The organism is Pseudomonas sp. F2 (assembly GCF_057174385.1).
In genome coordinates, this window is the sequence record NZ_CM169904.1 from 5,860,701 (window position 1) to 5,881,030 (window position 20,330).

The window sequence follows — 20,330 nt, forward strand, 5'->3', positions numbered from 1 at the left end:
TTTCTGGTTGGTTTTTACCTTATGTCACCTTTCAAGGGCCAGACCGGCCTGAAACGCATCCTCAACGCTTCCGGTTATTCGCTGGACGGCCTGCGCGCAGCCTTCACCGGCGAAGCGGCATTTCGCCAACTGGTGCTGCTCAATGTGGTGCTGATTCCGCTGACGTTTTTCCTGCATGTCAGCCGCGTCGAACAGGCAGTGCTGATCGCCGTCTGCCTGCTGGCGCTGATCGTCGAGTTGTTGAACTCGGCAGTAGAAGCGGCGATTGACCGCATTTCCCTGGAACTTCACCCACTGTCCAAGAACGCCAAGGACATGGGCAGCGCCGCGCAATTCGTGGCCCTGAGCATGATTGCCCTGGTGTGGGCGGTGATTCTGCTTTAAGCGATACTTGGCAAGACGATCTCGTCGCTGCGCTGCACCCCGGCGGTGAAAGCGCGGCACAGCTCGAGAAACTCGCGCATGGCCGACGTCTGATACTTCTGCTTGTGCCAGATGAAGTAGAACTGCCGCGCCAGATCCAGATCCGGGGTTTCCACCGCCACCAGGCTGCCGCGCCGAAACGCATCGCGTAGCGCCAGCCGCGAAATACAGCCAATCCCCAATCCTGATTCCACCGCGCGTTTGATCGCTTCAGTGTGCTCCAGCTCCAGACGGATATTCAGCGCACTGCGATGGTGACGCATGGCCTGATCGAACGTCAGCCGTGTGCCAGAGCCTTGTTCGCGCAGAATCCACGCTTCGTGCGTCAACTCTTCCATGGTCGCGCTGCCGCGTTTGGCCAACGGATGTTGCGGCGCGCAGAACACCACCAGCTCATCTTCGACCCAGCTCTGCACTTCGATGTCCGGGTGGCTGCAGTCACCTTCGATTAGACCCAGATCAATTTCGTAGTGGGCGACTTGATGCACGATATTGGCCGTGTTCTGCACATGCAGCTTTACCTGGCTTTCGGGATGGCGCTGCATGAAGCCGCCGATCAACAGGGTCGCCAGGTAATTGCCGATGGTCAGGGTGGCACCCACCGACAGTGAGCCGAAACCGGATTTACCGTTGAGCAGGTCTTCGATTTCCTTGGACTGATCAAGCAGGGCCACCGCTTGCGGCAGCAGCTGTTTGCCCAGAGCATTGAGGCTCAGGCGTTTGCCGGCGCGGTCGAACAGTTGGCAGCTGGACTGGCGCTCCAGTTCGGTGATAGAGGTGCTTGCCGCCGATTGCGAGAGGTTGAGCAGACCCGCAGCACGGGATACGCTTTCCTGCTGGGCGACGGCAACGAAGACTTGCAGTTGACGAAGAGTAAATCGCATATCGATATAACCGATAACCCTTATCTTAATAATCCAGTTAACAGATATTGTCGTCGCTATTAGAATGCGTTGCAATTGCGCACTGTCAGCCGCAAAGGCGAGCGCAGACCCAATATCCAGGAGTCCCACGTACATGAGCAACATGAACCACGAGCGTGTCCTCAGTGTTCATCACTGGAACGACACTCTGTTCAGCTTCAAGTGCACCCGCGATCCGGGCCTGCGCTTCGAGAACGGTCAGTTCGTGATGATCGGCCTGCAACAGCCAAATGGCCGCCCGCTTATGCGCGCTTACTCGATCGCCAGCCCGAACTGGGAAGAGCATCTCGAGTTCTTCAGCATCAAGGTGCCTGATGGTCCGCTGACTTCGCAGTTGCAGCACCTGAAGGAAGGCGACGAGATCATCATCTCGAAGAAGCCTACCGGCACCCTGGTACTGGACGACCTGAACCCGGGCAAGCACCTGTATCTGCTGAGCACCGGCACGGGTCTGGCGCCGTTCATGAGCGTGATTCAGGACCCGGAAACCTACGAGCGCTTTGAAAAAGTGATCCTGGTGCACGGCGTGCGCTACGTCAACGAAGTCGCCTATCGCGAGTTCATCACCGAGCACCTGCCGCAGAACGAGTTCTTCGGTGAAGCGCTGCGTGACAAGCTGATCTACTACCCGACCGTGACCCGCGAGCCGTTCGAGAACCAGGGCCGTCTGACCGATCTGATGCGCAGCGGCAAGCTGTTCAGCGACATCGGCCTGCCACCGATCAACCCGCAGGACGACCGTGCGATGATCTGCGGCAGCCCGAGCATGCTCGACGAGACCAGCGAAGTGCTCGACAGCTTCGGCCTGAAGATCTCGGCGCGGATGCGCGAGCCGGGTGATTACTTGATCGAGCGTGCGTTCGTCGAGAAGTAAGCCCCACGAAAAAGCCCCCATTGCCGGCGAAGGCAATGGGGGCTTTTTCATGCCCGAAATATTCCCTTCCTTCCTGCCTGCCACAATCAATGTAGGAGCTGCCGAAGACTGCGATCTTTTGATCTTGAAAAGACAAAATCAAAAGATCGCAGCCTGCGGCAGCTCCTACATTGAGCGAGGTCTCAGGTGTTGGCCGGGATGACTTCCAGCACGCAAATCTGCTCCGGCGTCGGGTAATGCCAGCGCACGTCCAGATCCCAGAATTGCGCACCGTACTCGCGCTCCGGTGCTGGCGTCTGATACGCCGGACGCGGATCCTGCGCCAGACACTGCTCGATCAACTCGACCAGTGGCTCGTCAAGGCGCTGGGCATGCCCGTGCGCCTGTTGCAGCGCGGCGTCCGTCCACTGCACGTCAATCAGCTGTGGCGCGGCGCTGGCGATGCTGTTGGAGGCTTCGGGGATGATGTCGGCGTAAGGCACATAGGGTTTGATGTCGAGGATCGGCGTGCCGTCGAGCAGGTCAATGCCCGAGATGAACAGCCGATGCGCCTCGACCTTGTCCAGCTTTACCACCGACTGACCGATGCCATTGGGACGGTGAGTGGCGCGGGTGGCGAATACGCCCATGGACTTGTTGCCACCCAGACGCGGTGGGCGCACTTTCAGGCGCGGTTTTTCTTCCAACGCCTGATGAAACAGGAACAGCAGCCAGACATGGCTGACCTGTTCCAGACCCTGCACCGCGTCACCCTGATCGAACGGCGCCACCAGCTCCAGCACACCACGAGCGGCGGGGGCCAGTTGTGGCTGGCGCGGGATGGCGAACTTCTCCTTGAAGCAGGAGCGCACAAAGCCAATGGGGGAGACGCTGTAAGTCATGTTGCGTGATCAGCCACGAACGCGCAGGGTCAGGCCCTTGAGGAAATTGCGCAGCAACTGATCGCCGCACGGGCGGTAATTGGTGTGGCCGACCTTGCGGAACAGCGCGCTCAGCTCAGGCTTGGACACCGGGAACTCGGCAGCCTTGAGGATCGCGTGCATGTCGTCTTCCTTCAGTTCGAAAGCCACGCGCAGCTTCTTCAGAATGATGTTGTTGGTCACCGGCACTTCGATCGGCTGCGGCGGACGGCTTTCGTCCTTGCCACGCTTGAAGATCACCAGGCCATCGAGAAAGTGCGCCATGACCTCGTCCGGGCAGCGCACGAAGCCTTCTTCGTCTTCTTCTTTCTTGTCGAGGTACGCGACGACGTCTTTCAGCTCCACGTCCATGCCGCCGAGCTTGATGATCTCGACGACTTTCTTGTCGCTGATGTCGAGCATGTAGCGCACGCTACGCAATACGTCGTTATGAATCATGTGGGTCATCCTGATAATCGTTGTGGGCAACGCGCAGGCACGCTGCCGGAATGTGTGGCGGCAACAGAGGTGTCAGAACTTCTCTTTGCCGGACAGGTAGCGCCATTGGCCGACTGGAACCTTGCCGATCGACACGCCGCCGATGCGGATGCGGCGGATGCCGACGACCTTCAGGCCAACCGCTTCGCAGAACTGCGCGATGATCCCCGGCTGCGGGTTCTTCATGGCGAAGCGCAGGCGGTTTTCGTTCTGCCAGCTGGCCTTGACCGGCGGCAGCTCCTTGCCCTTGTGGGTCAGACCATGCTGCAGGCGATTGAGGCCGTGGGCAACCATGTCGCCTTCGACCTCGACCACGTATTCCTGCTCGATCTTGGCCGCATCGGCAGTCAGTTTGCGCAGCACTTTCCAGTCCTGGGTGAATACCAGCAGGCCACTGGCCTTGGGCTGCAGGTCGGCGCTGGCGGTCAGACGCAGGAAGTGTCCGCGCAACGGCCGTTTGCCGTAGCGGTGCTCTTCGCTGAGGGTGTCGGCGCTGAGCGATTGCATGGCGGTGTCGACGTCCATACCGGCCGGCACGTTGAGCAGAATCGTGACCGGCTCCGGCGCGGTGGCCTTGGCGTCCTTGTCGAGTTCGACCTTCTGGTCGCCGACCTTGAACTGCGGTTCGTCGATCACTTCGCCGTCCACGGTGACCCAGCCGCCCTCGATGAACAGCTCGGCCTCCCGGCGGGAGCAACCGACCAGTTCGATGAGGCGTTTGGAGAGGCGAATCGGGTCAGTCATGACAGGGCCGTAACAAAAAAGGGGTGGGCATTGTACCTGCCTGGCGCCGGTTAAGCCCGGTTCCATTTGTAGGGTGTTCGCAATTCCTGTGGGAGCTGGCTTGCCAGCGATGGCATCACCTCGGTGCATCTGTCAGACCGAGTCGCCCGCATCGCTGGCAAGCCAGCTCCCACAGGGTTCTACGATGTGTCAGCCGTTACTTGAGCGCTGCTGGCTCTGGCGCAGGCGCATATGCAGCAGCGGGTACGGCTGGCCCATGCCGTCGACTTCTGAGCGGCCGATCACTTCAAAACCCTGTTTGAAGTAAAACCCCAGCGCCTGCGGGTTCTGTTCGTTGACGTCCAGTTCATCGGCATTCAGATGTTGCATGGCGTAATTCAGCAACTGCTTGCCCAGCCCCTGACCGCGATGCGCGGGATCGATGAACAGCATCTCGATCTTGCCCGCCGCGACCCCGGCGAATCCGGTGATGCGCTGCTGATGATCCTTGGTGCAGATCAGCATCACCGCATCCAGGTAACGGGTGAGCACCAGATTACGCAGCAATTCGATGTAACTGTCCGGCAGAAAATCATGGGTCGCGCGGACCGAGGCCTCCCAGACCCGGGTCAGTTCCTGATAGTCGCTGAGTTTCGGCGTGTGAATGACCGAATGCTGACGCATGCCCGTCGCCTCTTTCCAGTGGATAAGCGGGATTCCTTCCCACAGCAAACAATAGCCGTAAAAAAGCCCCGCATCTCGTAAAAAGAGCGGGGCTTTTGATATCAGCGCAATCCCTGTAGGAGCTGTCGAGTGAAACGAGGCTGCGATCTTTTCAGATCAAAAGATCGCAGCCTTCGGCAGCGCCTACGGGTGTGCGGTGTTTAGATCTGCTCAGCCCACAGGTCGTATTCGTCAGCGTCAGTCACCTTGCACCAGACCTTGTCGCCCGGCTTGAGGTTGCTGCCGTTGTCGATGAACACGTTGCCGTCGATTTCCGGGGCATCGAAGAAGCAGCGGCCGACGGCGCCTTGCTCGTCGACTTCGTCCACCAGCACTTCGATCTCGCGGCCGATGCGCATTTGCAGGCGTGCCGAGCTGATCGCCTGCTGGTGCGCCATGAACCGCTCCCAACGATCTTGCTTGACGTCGTCCGGGACCACTTCCAGGTCCAGGTCATTGGCCGGCGCGCCATCGACTGGCGAATACTGGAAGCAACCGACGCGGTCGAGCTGGGCTTCGGTCAGCCAGTTGAGCAGGTACTGGAAATCTTCTTCGGTTTCGCCCGGGAAGCCGACGATGAAGGTCGAACGGATGATCAGGTCCGGGCAGATTTCACGCCAGTTCTTGATCCGCGCCAGGGTCTTGTCTTCGAACGCCGGGCGTTTCATCGACTTCAGGACTTTCGGGCTGGCGTGCTGGAACGGGATGTCCAGGTACGGCAGGATCTTGCCGGCGGCCATCAGCGGGATCAGCTCGTCAACGTGCGGGTACGGGTAAACGTAGTGCAGACGCACCCACACGCCCAAGGTGCTCAGCGCTTCGCAGAGTTCGGTCATGCGGGTTTTCACCGGCGCGCCGTTCCAGAACCCGGTGCGGTATTTCACGTCGACACCGTAGGCGCTGGTGTCTTGCGAAATCACCAACAGCTCTTTGACGCCGGACTTGACCAGGCGCTGGGCTTCGTCGAGCACATCACCCACCGGACGGCTGACCAGTTTGCCGCGCATCGACGGGATGATGCAGAAGCTGCAGCTGTGGTTGCAGCCTTCGGAAATCTTCAGGTACGCGTAGTGGCGCGGGGTCAGCTTGATGCCTTGCGGCGGCACCAGGTCGATCAGCGGGTTGTGGTCCTGTTTCGGTGGCACCACTTCGTGCACCGCGTTGACCACTTGCTCGTACTGCTGTGGACCGGTCACGGCCAGCACGCTCGGGTGCACGTCGCGGATGTTGCCTTCTTCCACGCCCATGCAACCGGTGACGATGACCTTGCCGTTTTCCTTGATCGCTTCACCGATCACTTCCAGCGATTCAGCCTTGGCCGAGTCGATGAAACCGCAGGTGTTGACCACCACCACGTCGGCGTCCTGATAGGTGGACACCACGTCATAGCCTTCCATGCGCAGCTGGGTCAGGATGCGCTCGGAGTCGACCAGTGCTTTCGGGCAACCCAGAGATACAAAGCCAACCTTTGGATTGGCCGGCGCAGGAGTGGTGGACATGTCTAACCTCGGTGTTTTGTGACGTCGCTTGCCGTGTGGAAAAGTCGACGGACGGGCGCTCAGGATGCGCCTCTGATCAAAAAGTGCGCAATTCTAGCGATGAGCAACGCACTTGACCAGCTTTATGCAGGGAAATACGACGAGTGCTGCGCTATGCTTCGCGCCGTTGAGCTTTACCAATTTTTTACAGTCAACAAAACGTCTGTAACAACAGGTAAAACAGCGCATGCTGCACCATAAAGCATAGTGCTTCATTCAAAGAAGCCGGTTTGAGAATCAGGAGTGTTGGATGGGTCAGGCAAGTAGTCAGGCGGCGGGCGCCGAGCATTCGGCTGCAAAACCGCTGAGCATGCTGGTCGCGGCAGTCGGGGTGGTTTACGGCGACATCGGCACGAGCCCGTTGTACACCCTCAAAGAAGTGTTTTCCGGCGCATACGGCGTACCCGTCAATCACGATGGAGTGCTGGGCATTCTGTCGTTGATCTTCTGGTCGCTGATCTGGGTCGTTTCAATCAAATACATGATGTTCGTCCTGCGCGCCGACAACCAGGGCGAGGGCGGCATCATGGCGCTTACCGCACTGGCACGTCGTGCGGCGGGCAAGCGCAAGCGGTTGCGTTCGTTGCTGGTGGTTTGCGGGCTGATCGGCGCGGCGCTGTTTTACGGTGACAGCATGATCACCCCGGCGATTTCCGTGTTGTCGGCGATCGAAGGCCTGGGCCTCGCGTTCGACGGCATCGACCACTGGGTGGTGCCGCTGTCGCTGGTGGTGCTGGTCGGATTGTTCCTGATCCAGAGCCACGGTACGGCGCGGATCGGCATTCTGTTCGGGCCGATCATGGTCACCTGGTTCCTGGTGCTCGGCGCCCTCGGGGCGTATGGCATCAGCCATTACCCGGAAGTGCTGCATGCGCTGAACCCGGTCTGGGCGGTGCGTTTCTTCATGGTGCACGCCGGCATGGGCGTGGCGATCCTCGGCGCGGTGGTACTGGCGCTGACCGGTGCTGAAGCGCTTTACGCCGACATGGGCCACTTCGGGCGCAAGCCGATTGCCCGTGCGTGGTTCCTGCTGGTGCTGCCTGCACTGGTGCTGAACTACTTCGGTCAGGGCGCCTTGCTGCTGGAAAACCCGGAAGCGGCACGTAACCCGTTCTACTTGCTGGCACCGAGCTGGGCGCTGATTCCGCTGGTGGGGCTGTCGACCCTCGCCACCGTGATCGCCTCGCAAGCGGTGATTTCAGGTGCGTTCTCCCTGACCCGTCAGGCGATCCAGCTCGGTTACATCCCGCGCATGTACATCCAGCACACTTCCAGCGATGAACAAGGCCAGATCTACATCGGCGCGGTGAACTGGTCGCTGATGGTCGGCGTAGTGCTTCTGGTGCTTGGCTTTGAATCCTCTGGCGCCTTGGCTTCGGCGTACGGCGTGGCAGTGACCGGCACGATGCTGATGACCACCATTCTAGTGTCGGCCGTCATGCTGCTGCTGTGGAAATGGCCGCCGATTCTCGCGGTGCCGGTGTTGATCGGTTTCCTGTTGGTGGACGGTTTGTACTTCGCCGCCAACGTGCCGAAAATCGTGCAGGGCGGTGCGTTCCCGGTGATCGCCGGTATTGCGCTGTTTGTGCTCATGACCACCTGGAAGCGCGGCAAGCAATTGCTGGTCGAGCGCCTGGATGAAGGCGCGCTGCCGCTGCCGATCTTTATCAGCAGCATCCGCGTGCAACCGCCGCACCGCGTGCAGGGCACTGCGGTGTTCCTCACCGCGCGTTCCGACGCCGTTCCGCACGCTTTGTTGCACAACCTGCTGCACAACCAAGTGTTGCACGAGCAAGTGGTGCTGCTGACCGTGGTCTACGAAGACATCCCGCGCGTGCCGCCATCGCGACGCTTCGAAGTCGAGGCCCACGGCGAAGGCTTCTTCCGGGTGATCCTGCACTTCGGCTTCACCGACGAGCCGGACGTGCCGCAGGCGCTGAAACTGTGTCACCTGGAGGAACTGGACTTCAGCCCGATGCGCACCACCTACTTCCTCAGCCGCGAAACGGTGATCGCCTCGAAACTCGAAGGCATGGCCCGCTGGCGCGAGGCGCTGTTTGCGTTCATGTTGAAGAATGCCAACGGCAACCTGCGGTTCTTCAATCTGCCGCTGAACCGGGTGATTGAACTGGGGACGCAGGTGGAGATGTAGTTCTACATCCACTGAAAAGCCCCCGTAAGCCTTGTGGCTGGCGGGGGCTTTTTTGTGGGCGGCAACTTCAGATCAAAAGATCGCAGCCTTCGGCAGCTCCTACAGGTTTCGCATTCCATGTAGGAGCTGCCGAAGGCTGCGATCTTTTGATCTTTAAACCTCTACAGGCTTTCAGGTATCTCTGTTTCAGACTCGGTCTTCGTGCGCGCAGGTCGCGGTATCAATGCCTGGATCACATCATCAAGCAAAGCCTTGCCCATCACCGTCAGGTAATGCGCAGCCCAGGCATGGCGGTCGGTGTCTTTGATGAAGGCGGCGTCCTCGGCGAAGGATTTGGCGAGGGACAGCAGGTCGGAAGATTGGGACAGGGCATCGATGATCGGGATGCCGGCGCGGACGTTGAAGAACGCTTGATCCGAGTGGTAGAGGAAGGGGGTGCAGCCGATGGTTTTAACGTTTGCGGGTCCGTGCAGATCAGTTTCGGTCATCGTGTTACTCCTTGGTTCGAAGTGCCGCGACTTTCGTTACCACACGAAAGGGAGGCAACTGTACGCGGGGTGGTAAACCGGGAACCAAGGAAACCGGCACGCTCGAAAGCGTCCCACGCACAGCCGCCATTACTCGATGAGCGGGCTCTTGCGCTGGTTTCTCCGGGTTACCACACCCGATCGCTGAATGGGTCAGCGACGTCCGGAGAGTATCTCGTCAAAAAACAGCGCAATAGAGCCGCAAAGCGCCCGAACACGAGTATCGGAGTTTGCCTACAAGGTCTGTGGGCGTCATCTGATATTGCGAAACTGGAAGTAAACGATACTAAACGTCTGACACGAACTGGCGTGTGCAAATGAGCGAGACGCGTATGACGGAATCATCGAAACAAGAAAAGCAGGATGATCTCGAGAACCTTCGGATTGAAGCGCAAGCTATGGAGCGATTGATCAACTTCGATCCGGCTCAAGCGATCAGCCATTACGATATGCGGGCAAGATACGCCTGCCGGGGCTAATGATTACTTGAGTCCAGCGCAATTCCACTGTGGGAGCGAGCTTGCTCGCGAAGGCGTAGTGTCAGCCGGCGAATCTGTTGACTGACCCGCCGTATTCGCGAGCAAGCTCGCTCCCACAGGGAATTTAGCTGGAGGCTGGAATGTAAAAGCCCCCGCAACCGTGAGGCTGCGGGGGCTTTTTTATCAGCTCAGATCACTCTGCCGGCTGATCCTTGCTCTGACGCTTCTCGATCAAGTCCACCAGACGCTTGGCCAGCGCCGGGTAGTTCTCGTCGAAGTGGTGGCCACCAGGCAGTTTCACTGCTTCGCCCACCGCAGTCTTGTCGGTGCAGCCGCTCTCGTCGGTCTCTTCGGCGCCGTAGATGCACACCACTTTGGCCGCTGGCAGCTTGGCCATTTCCGGGCCGGTGGCGGCTTCTTTGCCGGCGTTGCCGAGCCAGCCTTCGACTTCGATTTCGAAGCTGCCGGTGCGGGCGAAGGCCAGCAGGATGATGGCGTCGACGCGCTGCTGCTCGGTCTCCGGCAGGCGGTTGTAGATCGCCGGCAGGACGTCGGCACCGAACGAGTAACCGGTGAGGATGAAGCGCTTGGTGCCCCATTTCTGGCGGTAGTGCTGCATCAGTTCGGTCAGGTCCAAGGCGCTCTGTTCCGGGCTCTTGTGCTGCCAGTAGTAGCGCAGGGTATCGATGCCGACCACCGGGTAACCGATCTTGGCCATCTCGCCGGCGACGTCGCGGTCGAGGTCGCGCCAGCCGCCATCACCGGAAAGGAACAGGGTCACGGTGTCCTTGGCCTGACCGGCCGGCACTTCAACCACCGGGATCGCCAGACCACCGTTGGCCTTGTCGCCGCCGACGAGGATCTTGCGCAGTTCGTTGTTCAGCACTTGCGGCAGGTTGATGTCGTAGTCGCTGATGCTGGTTTCGGCGTTCGGTTGATCGCGCACGAAACCGGCGCTGGTGTCGTCCGGGTTGTCGTTCCACGCCACCAGCCAGTGGCCGTGGGCGGCAGATTTCGGCAGCAGGTGGGTGCAGCCAGGTTTTTCCAGGGCCAGGTCAACCGAGATCGCCTGGGCCTTGTCGTCCTTCTGCTCGGACAACCAGCGCCAGGCCAGCACCGCGCCAGGGCCGATACCGCTGACCAGCGTGGCCGGGCCATTCAGTTCGCGCAGGCCGGTTTGCAGGGCGCGGCTCTGTTGCAGGCAGTCCTTGGGCAGAATCACCTGAACGATCTGCGCCGAGGCGCTGCGGCTCAGGGTGCTCAATTGGTTGTCGGTCAGCTTCTGGTCGTCATTGACCGCGACCAGCACCTGAGCCTTGGGCTGGGTGCCGGGAATGACGCGGGTCATGACCGTGCCGTCGGCAGCCGTCAGTGGTTGCAGTGTCGGTTGCGGTGCCGGGCGTTTGAGGTACCAGTAACCGCTGCCGGCAATCACGGCCAGCACGATCAGTGCGGCCAGGATGTACTTCAGGGAGCGTTGAATCATCAGCGTTTCACCAATCCAGTCAAGCCGCCCGCGATCAGGGCAGCAGTATCGGCCAGCGCCACCAGCGGATCGAGTCCGGCGGGCACTGCCATATAACGGGGTTCCCAGTCAGGCTGGAACTTGTCTTTGAAGCGGCGCAAGCCTTGGAAGTTGTACAGCTGCTCACCACGGCGGAAGACCATCGAGCCCAGACGCTGGGTCAGCGGTGCACCTCGCCGGGGTTGCAACCCCGACAACGGCACCATGCCCAGGCTGAAGCGCGCGTATCCGTGACTCTTATAGTGTTGAATCAGGCCGACCATGAGGAACTCCATGGTCAGCTTGGGGGCGTCCGGGTGCGAGCGCATCAGGTCGAGACTGGCCAGGTCATGGCTGTAAGTCTCGAGCAGGTTGGCGAACGCCACCGGGCGGCCTTCGAAGCGAATCACCGCAATGCGGAAATGCTTCAGGTAATCGTCGCTGAAACGGCCGAGGGAGAAGCCTTTCTCGCGCACGTTCTTGCCGGTCAGCCACGCATCGGAAATCTCTTTCAACTCATCCATCGGCGCCTGGCCCGGCTCATGGATCTCCAGCGACAGACCGTCGCGGGTACCACGGTTCCAGGTGTAGCGCAGGTCCTTCATCTCCTTGCCCTTGGCCTCCAGGTCAAAGCGATGCAGATCGACCCGGGCCTCTTCGCCGAGCTTGATCGCGGTCAGGCCGATGTCCATGTAGTACGGCAGGTTTTCCGCACGTACCTGATAGAACACCGGACGGGTGTGATGGATGTCGCACAGGTCGCGGAACTGCCAGATCATCTCGGCACGCTGCTGGCCGGGGCCGATCGGGTCGTACAGCGCCACCAGGCTGCGGCCGCGACGGGCGTACATCAGGAACGCCTCGTCGTTGGGGTGAAACAGCAGCGCCTTGTCACCGGTCAGGGCGAGACCGCCATCGGGTTGCGACGAGGCCATCAGGATTTTCGCGGCGCGATCCAGTTCGTCCGGGGTGGGCAGATGAATCACCGGGCGAGCGGTGCGCAGCAGCCAGGTCAGGGCGATCACCAGCAACAGCACCGCCGCGCCGAGCAGCGAGCGCAGGCCGCGCGGGGCGTCAGCGTCGAGGGTGAACTGCCACCACAGTTGATGGCTGTAGGGCACGTCCTGATAGGCGAACAGCAGCAGCCAGGTCGAAGCGCCCAAGACACACAGGCTGGCCACCAGATACAGCGGCGAGAACGGCAATTCGGTCAGGCGACTCGGACGATAGAACGAACGGCGGAACACCCCGAGCAGCGCCGCGGTGAGCGTCATCAGCGTGGCTTCTTCCCAGTCGAAGCCTTTGAGCAGCGAGAGCAGGGCGCCGACCAGCAACAGAATGGTGGTCAGCATCCACGCGGCCGACAGGCGACGGCGCAGGCCCTGAGCGAGCAACAGACACAACACGCCAATCAGGCTGGCGCCGAAGTGCGAGGCGTCGACCAGGCGATGCGGAATCAGAAACCCGATGTGTTCAAGGCGCGTATCGATCTCCGGGGTGGCACCGGAAAACAGCAGCACCACGCCGGACAGGAACACCAGCACCGCCAGAATCGGCGCGGCCAGACCGGACGCGGCGCGCATGGTCTGGGTCTGGAACAGGCGCTGGCCTTCGTTGATGAGCAAAAACAGGCAGGCCACCAGCAGCGGCAGCACCACGTAGATCAGGCGATACAGCAGCAGGGCGGCGGCCAGTGGCGCGGCCCCGAGGGTATCGGCGAACGCGGCGAGCAGGATCGCTTCGAAGACCCCGACACCTCCCGGTACATGGCTGAGGACGCCAGCGGCCAGGGCCAGCAGGTACACCAGCAGGAAGGCGCCGAACGGCGGGGCTTCCGGCAGCAGCAGATAGAGCACGGTGGCGGCGGCGGCGACGTCGAGGGCGGTGATGATCAGTTGCAGGAAGGTCAGGCGCCGGCCCGGCAGGCGCAATGTGCGGCGACCGACCCTGACCAGCAGGTTGTCGCGGTATGGCTGTTCCGGCAGGCGGCGGCGATAGATGCCGACGGCCAGAATCGCGCCAAGCCCCAGCACCACCGCGGCGATCGTGCCGAGCAGGCCTTCTGACAAACCCAATGCAGTGGAGGCGGCGGGCAGATCGCTCAGGGTCGCGAGGGCGGCCAGCGGAGGCAGGGCGCAACCCAGCGACAGGCTGGCGAACAGCGTCATGTGCGCGACTTCCGATGCCCCCAGACCATGTCGTGCATACAAACGGTAGCGCACCGAGCCGCCGGACAGCAGCGACAGGCCGATGGCGTTGCCAATCGCAAACGCGGTGAAGCCGCCCAGTGCCAGGGTGCGCGGCGGCAAGGCCACGCCGGCATAGCGGCTGGCCGACCATTCATAGCCGAGCAATATGATGAAGCCGACCACCGTCGCACTCACGGCTCCCAGCAGGGCCGGTTTCGGCACGGCCAGGATCGAGTCATGCAGGGCGTAGAGATCGAGTTCGCTCAGCAGATGGCGGCAGGCAATCAGCGCAATGGCAAACAGCAGCAACGTGACCGCCAGACCGATCGGCTGGCGATATTTGCTCAACCGATCCAGCAAGCGCAGGCGCTCGGGTTTGATCGGATGTTCTGCTGTGACGGTGTCTTGTGAATCAGACGAGTTGGCGCGCATCAATCACCTCTTGGATTGTGCGCGACAGGATGGAGGTATCCAGCCAAGTTACCAATCCCTGTAGAAAAAAATAATCACAAAATACTACGCCTCTCATCCGGGATCGGCGAGGGCGGGTCATGGATTGCAGACGTCTTGCCTGCGACTCAAGCATAGTCGCAACCGGGCGGGTCTGATGATCCTGAGCGTTTCACTGCAGCGTGACAGATCATTGTTGCGAAAGGACTTTTTCCACAGATACAAAAAAGGCCACTCTTTCGAGCAGCCTTTTTTGATGTTTGGTTGCGGGAGCCGGATTTGAACCGACGACCTTCGGGTTATGAGCCCGACGAGCTACCAGACTGCTCCATCCCGCGTCTGTGTGGCGGCATTCTACAGGCGAACGGCGGGGTGTCAACCGCTAATCCCGTAAAGGGTCAAATAAGTGTGAATTTGCGTCAAACGGTCGCAGCGCAACGGTAAGTTTCGGAAATGCAACGAATTCCTGTTCGCTCGGCTGCGCGTTTGATTGAAAAACAGACGCGCACAAAAAAGGCCACTCTTTCGAGTAGCCTTTTTTGATGTTTGGTTGCGGGAGCCGGATTTGAACCGACGACCTTCGGGTTATGAGCCCGACGAGCTACCAGACTGCTCCATCCCGCGTCTGTGTGGCGGCATTCTACAGAGGATCGCCGAAGTGTCAACCTTGAATCTGGATAAATCTGTTCCTGTTCAATCGCTTAGCGCTTTTTGCAGGGCGGGAGAAGGCACGCAGGGCAGGTGGGGCAAGGCTTTCAGCTCTATCGTCCAATGATTTTCAATTGAGAAAATAAATTCATTGTCGTTGTCCTACAGACTGAAAAGAACATTCGGACCACTGGTGCTATATACAGTTGTCAGTGAGATACTGCGTTTCCGGCTCACCATGTTGCTTTTTCTGTCATGACCCAGCGAAAAATCATCCACGTCGACTGCGACTGTTTCTACGCCGCCATCGAGATGCGCGACGACCCGAACCTGGCCGGCAAGCCGTTGGCGGTGGGTGGGTCGGCGGATCGGCGTGGAGTGATTGCGACCTGCAACTATGAAGCGCGGGCCTATGGTGTGCGCTCGGCAATGTCATCCGGGCACGCCTTGAAGCTGTGCCCCGACCTGACCATCGTCAAGCCACGCATGGACGCCTATCGCGAAGCCTCGAAGGAAATTCATACGATCTTTCGCGATTACACCGACCTGATTGAGCCTCTGTCGCTGGACGAAGCCTATCTTGACGTCTCCGACAGTGCGCATTTTGGCGGCAGCGCCACGCGTATCGCTCAGGATATCCGCCGGCGCGTTTCCAATCAGTTGCACATCACCGTGTCTGCGGGTGTGGCGCCGAACAAGTTTCTGGCCAAGATCGCCAGTGACTGGAAGAAGCCCAACGGGCTGTTCGTCATTACTCCGGATCAGGTGGAAGATTTCGTCAGCGGTTTGCCGGTGAGCAAGTTGCACGGTGTTGGCAAAGTCACCGCGGACAAGCTGGGCAAACTCGGCATTGTCGATTGTCTGCAATTGCGCGAGTGGGACAAGTTGGCGCTGGTGCGCGAATTCGGCAGTTTCGGTGAGCGACTCTGGAGTCTGGCCCGTGGGATTGATGACCGGCTGGTGCATAACGACAGTCGCCGTCAGTCAATCAGCGTGGAAAATACCTACGATGTTGATCTGCCGGATCTGCGCAGTTGCCTGGACAAGTTACCGGAGCTGCTGGAAACCCTGAAGACCCGCATGGAACGGATCGACAGCAGCTATCGGCCGGGCAAGCCGTTCGTCAAAGTGAAGTTTCATGACTTTACCCAGACCACATTGGAGCAGGCCGGGGCAGGGCGGGATCTGGGCAGTTATCAGTTGATGCTGACGCAGGCGTTCAACCGTGGCGGGAAACCGGTGCGCTTGTTGGGCGTGGGGGTAAGGCTGGAGGATTTGCGCGGTGGGTTTGAGCAGATGGAGTTGTTTGAGCGTTAAAAGTCAAAAGATCGCAGCCTGCGGCAGCTCCTACATTGGAATGCGTTCCCTGTAGGAGCTGCCGCAGGCTGCGATCTTTTAAGGCTTAATTCGGTCCCGGATCTGCCACCAGGCGCCCGGCATCCTTGGTCAGCGACTTGAGAAACTCGGCCTGCAACTCAGGATCGTTGCGCGTCAGTTCGATCAGGCTTTGCTCCAGCTCGCTGGCTTCTTCTTCCAGACCCAGCTCCGACAGGCGCTTGACCCGGTGGACCCACTGGCTCACTTCGTCGTCTTCCAGATCGTCGTAAATCAACCCGTGGGCTTCGAGTAACTTGCTGCGCAAATGACTGCTGATCGCCAGGGACGAATCGCTGTGCACGTCATCCTTGCCGTCTTCGACGCTGATTTGCAGCTTGCCGATATGATTCAGGTCATTTTCGGCGAACGGACTGTCCAGCAGGTTCAGGCGCAGCACGCCGTTGCGGTCAGTGGTCATGTCAAAGGTCTGCTTGCCAGCCTTGACCTGCACCGGGCGTTCGCTCCACGGCAGGCTCGAATATTCCGTGCGCTTGTCGCGCTGGACTTCATCGATACCGGCCAGGTTCTGTTGTGCACGACCGTGAGACTGCACGTTCATGAACGGGTTGACCCCGGCAATGCCGTAGTTCAGCCAGTCCTTGGTCACGCTATCCGGCAGATTGCCCAAAGCGAACACATTGACCACATTGGCGCCGAGACCGGCAACCACCGCCACTGCACCCAACGGAATCTCATAGATTTCGCGCCAGGGCTGGTAAGGCGTGTAGCGGTCGTAACGGCGTGTGACTTCGAACTCGGTGACTTCGAAGGTCTTCTGTTCGTTGATCTTCACACGTCGTTGCGGCAGTTCGAGCACCTTAGGCTCACCGACATCGATCTGCAGGCTGTGGTCGAGCAGTTTGCGCTCGACCCGCTCTTCGTGCTCGCTGCGCTGTGACATCTGATTGGCGCAGCCGCTGACCAGCAGGGCGCCGCACAAGGCGGCGCCACCGAGGCCCAAGGTGTTTCGCTTGAACATGAGGTCTCTATCTGGATTCAGCGGCGGATACGGGCCTGAAGGAAGGACAGCACATCGGCGACCGGCAGCGCTTGCGCTTCGGCCTCGGTGCGGCTCTTGTATTCCAGGTTGCCTTCGGCGAGGCCGCGGTCACTGACCACGATCCGGTGAGGAATGCCGATCAGCTCCATGTCCGCAAACTTGATGCCCGGGCTGGTTTTCTTGTCGCGATCGTCCAGCAACACTTCGAAACCGGCCGCCGTCAGTTCTGCGTACAGCTTGTCAGTGGCTTCGCGCACCTGCTCGGTTTCATAGCGCAGCGGTACCAGGGCGATCTGGAACGGCGCCAGGGTGTCGCTCCAGATGATGCCTTTGTCGTCGTTGTTCTGCTCGATGGCGGCAGCGACCACGCGGGATACGCCGATACCGTAGCAACCCATCTCCAGCGTGACCGGCTTGCCGTTCTCGCCCAGCACTTCGCACTTCATCGCCTTGCTGTACTTGTTGCCCAGCTGGAAGATGTGCCCGACTTCGATGCCGCGCTTGATTTCCAGCGTGCCTTTGCCGTCCGGGCTTGGGTCGCCGGCCACGACGTTACGCAGGTCGGCGACGGTCGGAACCGGCAGATCGCGCTCCCAGTTCACGCCGAAGTAGTGCTTGTCGTCGATGTTCGCACCGATGCCGAAGTCGCTCATCAGTTCGACCGAGCGATCGATGATGATCGGCAGTGGCAGGTTCAGCGGGCCGAGGGAACCGGCGCCGGCGCCAATGGCGTCACGCAGTTCGGCATCGGAAGCCATGACCAGCGGGCTGGCGACGCCTGGCTGGTTGGCCGCCTTGATTTCGTTGAGCTCGTGGTCGCCACGGATGATCAGGGCAATCAGCTTGCCTGGCTCTTCGGCGTGGACGATCAGGGTCTTGATGGTCTTTTCAATCGGCAGATTGAATTTTTCCACCAGCGCGGCAATGGTCTTGGTCTCCGGGGTGTCGACCAGGCGCAGCTCTTCGGCCGGTGCCGGACGCGAGGTTTCGCGTGGCACGGCTTCGGCTTTCTCGATATTCGCCGCGTAGTCGGAACCGTTGCTGAAGACGATGTCGTCTTCGCCGGACTCGGCCAGCACGTGGAACTCGTGAGAGCCAGCGCCACCGATCGAACCATTGTCGGCCTCAACCGGACGGAACTTCAGGCCCAGGCGGGTGAACACGTTGCAGTACGCCTGATGCATGCGGTCGTAGGTGACCTGCAGCGAAGCCTGATCGGCGTGGAACGAGTAGGCGTCCTTCATGATGAATTCACGGCCACGCATCAAGCCGAAGCGTGGGCGGATTTCGTCACGGAACTTGGTCTGGATCTGGTACAGGTTGATCGGCAGCTGCTTGTAGCTGCTCAATTCGTTGCGCATCAGATCGGTGATCACTTCTTCGTGAGTCGGGCCCGCGCAGAAGTCGCGACCGTGGCGGTCTTTGATGCGCAGCAGCTCAGGGCCGTATTCTTCCCAGCGCCCCGATTCCTGCCACAGCTCGGCCGGTTGGGTGCTCGGCATCAACACTTCAAGAGAACCGGCAGCGTTCATTTCTTCGCGAACGATGGCTTCAACCTTGCGCATTACCCGCAAGCCCATCGGCAGCCAGGTGTACAGGCCCGAGGCGAGTTTGCGAATCATGCCGGCGCGCAGCATCAGCTGGTGGCTGACGACGACCGCATCGGAAGGCGTTTCTTTCTGTGTGGCGAGCAAAAATTGACTGGTGCGCATGGTTGGCCGTTGTCGGTTGCTATGACTGGAAATGACGGAGCAGTGTACCGGCGAGATTTGCCGACGTACAGGATTGCGCTTGGCGGTGAGGCTCGACGGCGGGAATCCTCCCGCCGTATCTGAAATGTCCTACGACTCTTCGACGACGGAGGTCGGTGCAGGCTCGGGCGTTGGCGTCGGGCCCGCACGGCGATTTTCCTGGAACCAGTGCAGGGCGATCAGCACCAGCGTCGGCACACCGAGCAGCGCGGTGATCATGAAAAAGTTGTGGTAGCCGAACTTCTCGACCATGACGCCGGAGTAACCGCCCATCAGACGCGGTAGCAACAGCATGATCGAACTGAGCAGGGCGTACTGGGTGGCCGAGAACTTGAGGTTGGTCAGGCTCGACAGGTAGGCGACGAACGCCGAGGTGGCGAGCCCGGAACTGAAATTGTCGAGGGAGATGGTCACCACCAGCATCTGCAGGTTCGGCCCCATGTCGGCCAGCATCACAAACAGCAGGTTGGTCGCCGCCGAAGCCGCGCCACCGATGAACAGGATCGGCAGGATGCCGAACCGCACGATCAGCAGGCCGCCCATGCCGGCACCGACGAGGGTCATGATCAGGCCAAAGATCTTGCTCACGCTGGCGATCTGATCCTTGGTGAAGCCCTGGTCGATGTAGAACACGTTGGCCATCACGCCCATTACCGTGTCGGACATCCGATACGTGGCGATCAGTCCGAGCAGCAGCAACGCCTGCCAGCGGTAGCGCAGGATGAAGTCGTTGACCGGCGTCAGCACTGGCGCCAGCCCACGACGGCCCATGGTCGACAGGCACAGGCCGGTGAGCAGGGTATAGAGGATTGCACGCAGGAAGGCGCGGTCTTCGAGCAGCAGGTCGAGCGGACTCATCTGACCGAACAGTACGCTGGCGAAATCGGTGTTGTAGAGCTGAGTGAACATTGCCGGAACCGACACCAGCAACACGATCAGCACGAATACCGAGGCCAGTTGATGGACGAAGCTGTAGCGACCGGCCTGCAACTGCGTGCGCAATGGCACGGGCGGTTCGCGCATCAGCAGCGAGGTCAACAGGGCAGGGACCATCAACAACCCGAACAGGGCGTAGGTGCCGGTCCAGGCTGAATGTTGGTAGTTGAAGCCGGTGGAGCCGAAGCCTTCGGCGAAGAACAGCGCGCCCGCCGTGGCCAGCAGGGCGGCGACTCGGTAGCCGGACATGTAACTGGCGGCCAGTGCTGCCTGACGGCTGTCGTCGGCGATTTCCAGGCGATAGGCGTCGACCGCGATATCCTGGGTGGCGGAGGCAAAGGCGACGATGACGGCAATGGCGATCAGCCAGGACAGGTGTTTCTGCGGATCACAGAAGCCCATGCCGATCAGGCCCAGAATCACTAACGACTGCGAGAGCACCAGCCACGAACGGCGGCGGCCCAGCTTGCCCAATAAAGGCAGGCGCCATTGGTCGAGCAGCGGTGACCAGACCCATTTGAAGGCGTAGGCCAGGCCGATCAGGCTGGCGTAGCCGATGGTTTCACGGGCAACGCCGGCTTCGCGCAGCCAGACGGACAGCGTCGAAAACACCAGCATGTACGGCAGGCCGGCAGCAAAACCGAGCAACAACAGCACGAGCGTCGAAGGACTGGCATAGGCGGCTAGCGCGGCGCGCCAGGTTTTACGGGGCATGG

Annotated in this window: 17 protein-coding genes and 2 tRNA genes; 5 read left to right on the forward strand and 14 right to left on the reverse strand. The window is 60.4% G+C overall.

Annotated features, from left to right (window positions below; all coding sequences use genetic code 11):
- Positions 1–21 precede the first annotated feature (21 nt).
- Complete coding sequence (locus tag AC193Q_RS26430) at positions 22–384, forward strand: diacylglycerol kinase (protein WP_121184071.1); 363 nt, start codon at positions 22–24, stop codon at positions 382–384.
- Here AC193Q_RS26430 and AC193Q_RS26435 read toward each other — a convergent pair.
- Positions 381–1,307: a LysR family transcriptional regulator gene (locus AC193Q_RS26435; protein WP_027611091.1), complete on the reverse strand. Its 927-nt coding sequence runs from the start codon at positions 1,305–1,307 to the stop codon at positions 381–383. The genes AC193Q_RS26430 and AC193Q_RS26435 overlap by 4 nt on opposite strands.
- A gap of 133 nt (positions 1,308–1,440) precedes the next feature.
- Here AC193Q_RS26435 and fpr point away from each other — a divergent pair, with 133 nt between their 5' ends.
- Entirely contained in the window at positions 1,441–2,220 is a 780-nt protein-coding gene (gene fpr / locus AC193Q_RS26440) for a ferredoxin-NADP reductase (RefSeq protein ID WP_003222277.1), read from the forward strand.
- Between the two features lie 182 nt (positions 2,221–2,402).
- Here fpr and tsaA read toward each other — a convergent pair whose 3' ends face one another.
- From tsaA to rimO, 5 genes are all read right to left on the reverse strand, one after another.
- On the reverse strand, positions 2,403–3,101 hold the full coding sequence (tsaA, locus tag AC193Q_RS26445) for a tRNA (N6-threonylcarbamoyladenosine(37)-N6)-methyltransferase TrmO (protein WP_108181862.1): 699 nt from the start codon (positions 3,099–3,101) through the stop codon (positions 2,403–2,405).
- 9 nt (positions 3,102–3,110) lie between these two features.
- The gene (locus AC193Q_RS26450) at positions 3,111–3,578 is read right to left on the reverse strand and encodes a YehS family protein (protein WP_047291996.1); all 468 of its coding nucleotides are present in this window, start codon (positions 3,576–3,578) and stop codon (positions 3,111–3,113) included.
- 72 nt (positions 3,579–3,650) lie between these two features.
- Positions 3,651–4,361, reverse strand: coding sequence for an rRNA pseudouridine synthase (locus AC193Q_RS26455; RefSeq protein ID WP_047291998.1), 711 nt, complete (start codon positions 4,359–4,361; stop codon positions 3,651–3,653).
- Between the two features lie 189 nt (positions 4,362–4,550).
- Complete coding sequence (locus AC193Q_RS26460) at positions 4,551–5,024, reverse strand: GNAT family N-acetyltransferase (RefSeq protein WP_121184073.1); 474 nt, start codon at positions 5,022–5,024, stop codon at positions 4,551–4,553.
- A 200-nt stretch (positions 5,025–5,224) separates the two neighbouring features.
- Positions 5,225–6,562 carry a 30S ribosomal protein S12 methylthiotransferase RimO gene (rimO, locus tag AC193Q_RS26465; RefSeq protein ID WP_047292002.1) on the reverse strand — a complete coding sequence of 446 codons (1,338 nt, stop codon included), beginning with the start codon at positions 6,560–6,562 and terminating at the stop codon, positions 5,225–5,227.
- Positions 6,563–6,911: 349 nt separating this feature from the next.
- Here rimO and AC193Q_RS26470 point away from each other — a divergent pair, with 349 nt between their 5' ends.
- A complete protein-coding gene (locus tag AC193Q_RS26470) occupies positions 6,912–8,753 on the forward strand; it encodes a potassium transporter Kup (protein ID WP_419188553.1) in 1,842 nt (613 codons plus the stop codon).
- 161 nt (positions 8,754–8,914) lie between these two features.
- Here the strand turns inward: AC193Q_RS26470 and AC193Q_RS26475 are convergent, their stop codons facing one another.
- The gene (locus tag AC193Q_RS26475) at positions 8,915–9,241 is read right to left on the reverse strand and encodes a DUF3077 domain-containing protein (RefSeq protein ID WP_047292006.1); all 327 of its coding nucleotides are present in this window, start codon (positions 9,239–9,241) and stop codon (positions 8,915–8,917) included.
- A 356-nt stretch (positions 9,242–9,597) separates the two neighbouring features.
- Between AC193Q_RS26475 and AC193Q_RS26480 the strand changes: the two genes are divergently transcribed.
- The gene (locus tag AC193Q_RS26480; RefSeq protein WP_179294938.1) at positions 9,598–9,759 is read left to right on the forward strand and encodes a hypothetical protein; all 162 of its coding nucleotides are present in this window, start codon (positions 9,598–9,600) and stop codon (positions 9,757–9,759) included.
- A 193-nt stretch (positions 9,760–9,952) separates the two neighbouring features.
- Here AC193Q_RS26480 and AC193Q_RS26485 read toward each other — a convergent pair whose 3' ends face one another.
- From AC193Q_RS26485 to AC193Q_RS26500, 4 genes are all read right to left on the reverse strand, one after another.
- Positions 9,953–11,245 (reverse strand): virulence factor family protein, encoded by a 1,293-nt coding sequence (locus AC193Q_RS26485; protein ID WP_121184075.1) that lies wholly within the window; start codon positions 11,243–11,245, stop codon positions 9,953–9,955.
- Complete coding sequence (mprF, locus tag AC193Q_RS26490) at positions 11,245–13,884, reverse strand: bifunctional lysylphosphatidylglycerol flippase/synthetase MprF (protein WP_047292010.1); 2,640 nt, start codon at positions 13,882–13,884, stop codon at positions 11,245–11,247. The genes AC193Q_RS26485 and mprF overlap by 1 nt, the downstream gene beginning before the upstream one ends.
- Before the next feature lie 279 nt (positions 13,885–14,163).
- Positions 14,164–14,240 (reverse strand) — tRNA-Met (locus tag AC193Q_RS26495).
- Positions 14,241–14,449: 209 nt separating this feature from the next.
- A tRNA-Met gene (locus AC193Q_RS26500) sits at positions 14,450–14,526 on the reverse strand.
- A gap of 279 nt (positions 14,527–14,805) precedes the next feature.
- On the opposite strand from AC193Q_RS26500, the gene dinB reads away from it, so the two are divergent.
- The gene (gene dinB, locus AC193Q_RS26505; protein ID WP_003222295.1) at positions 14,806–15,867 is read left to right on the forward strand and encodes a DNA polymerase IV; all 1,062 of its coding nucleotides are present in this window, start codon (positions 14,806–14,808) and stop codon (positions 15,865–15,867) included.
- Between the two features lie 85 nt (positions 15,868–15,952).
- Here the strand turns inward: dinB and AC193Q_RS26510 are convergent, their stop codons facing one another.
- The 3 genes from AC193Q_RS26510 to AC193Q_RS26520 all read right to left on the reverse strand — a co-directional run bounded on the left by AC193Q_RS26510 (position 15,953) and on the right by AC193Q_RS26520 (position 20,328).
- Positions 15,953–16,906, reverse strand: coding sequence for a hypothetical protein (locus tag AC193Q_RS26510; protein ID WP_047292014.1), 954 nt, complete (start codon positions 16,904–16,906; stop codon positions 15,953–15,955).
- 17 nt (positions 16,907–16,923) lie between these two features.
- Positions 16,924–18,639 (reverse strand): proline--tRNA ligase, encoded by a 1,716-nt coding sequence (locus AC193Q_RS26515; RefSeq protein ID WP_121184077.1) that lies wholly within the window; start codon positions 18,637–18,639, stop codon positions 16,924–16,926.
- Between the two features lie 129 nt (positions 18,640–18,768).
- Positions 18,769–20,328, reverse strand: coding sequence for an AmpG family muropeptide MFS transporter (locus tag AC193Q_RS26520; protein WP_121184079.1), 1,560 nt, complete (start codon positions 20,326–20,328; stop codon positions 18,769–18,771).
- Positions 20,329–20,330 lie beyond the last annotated feature (2 nt).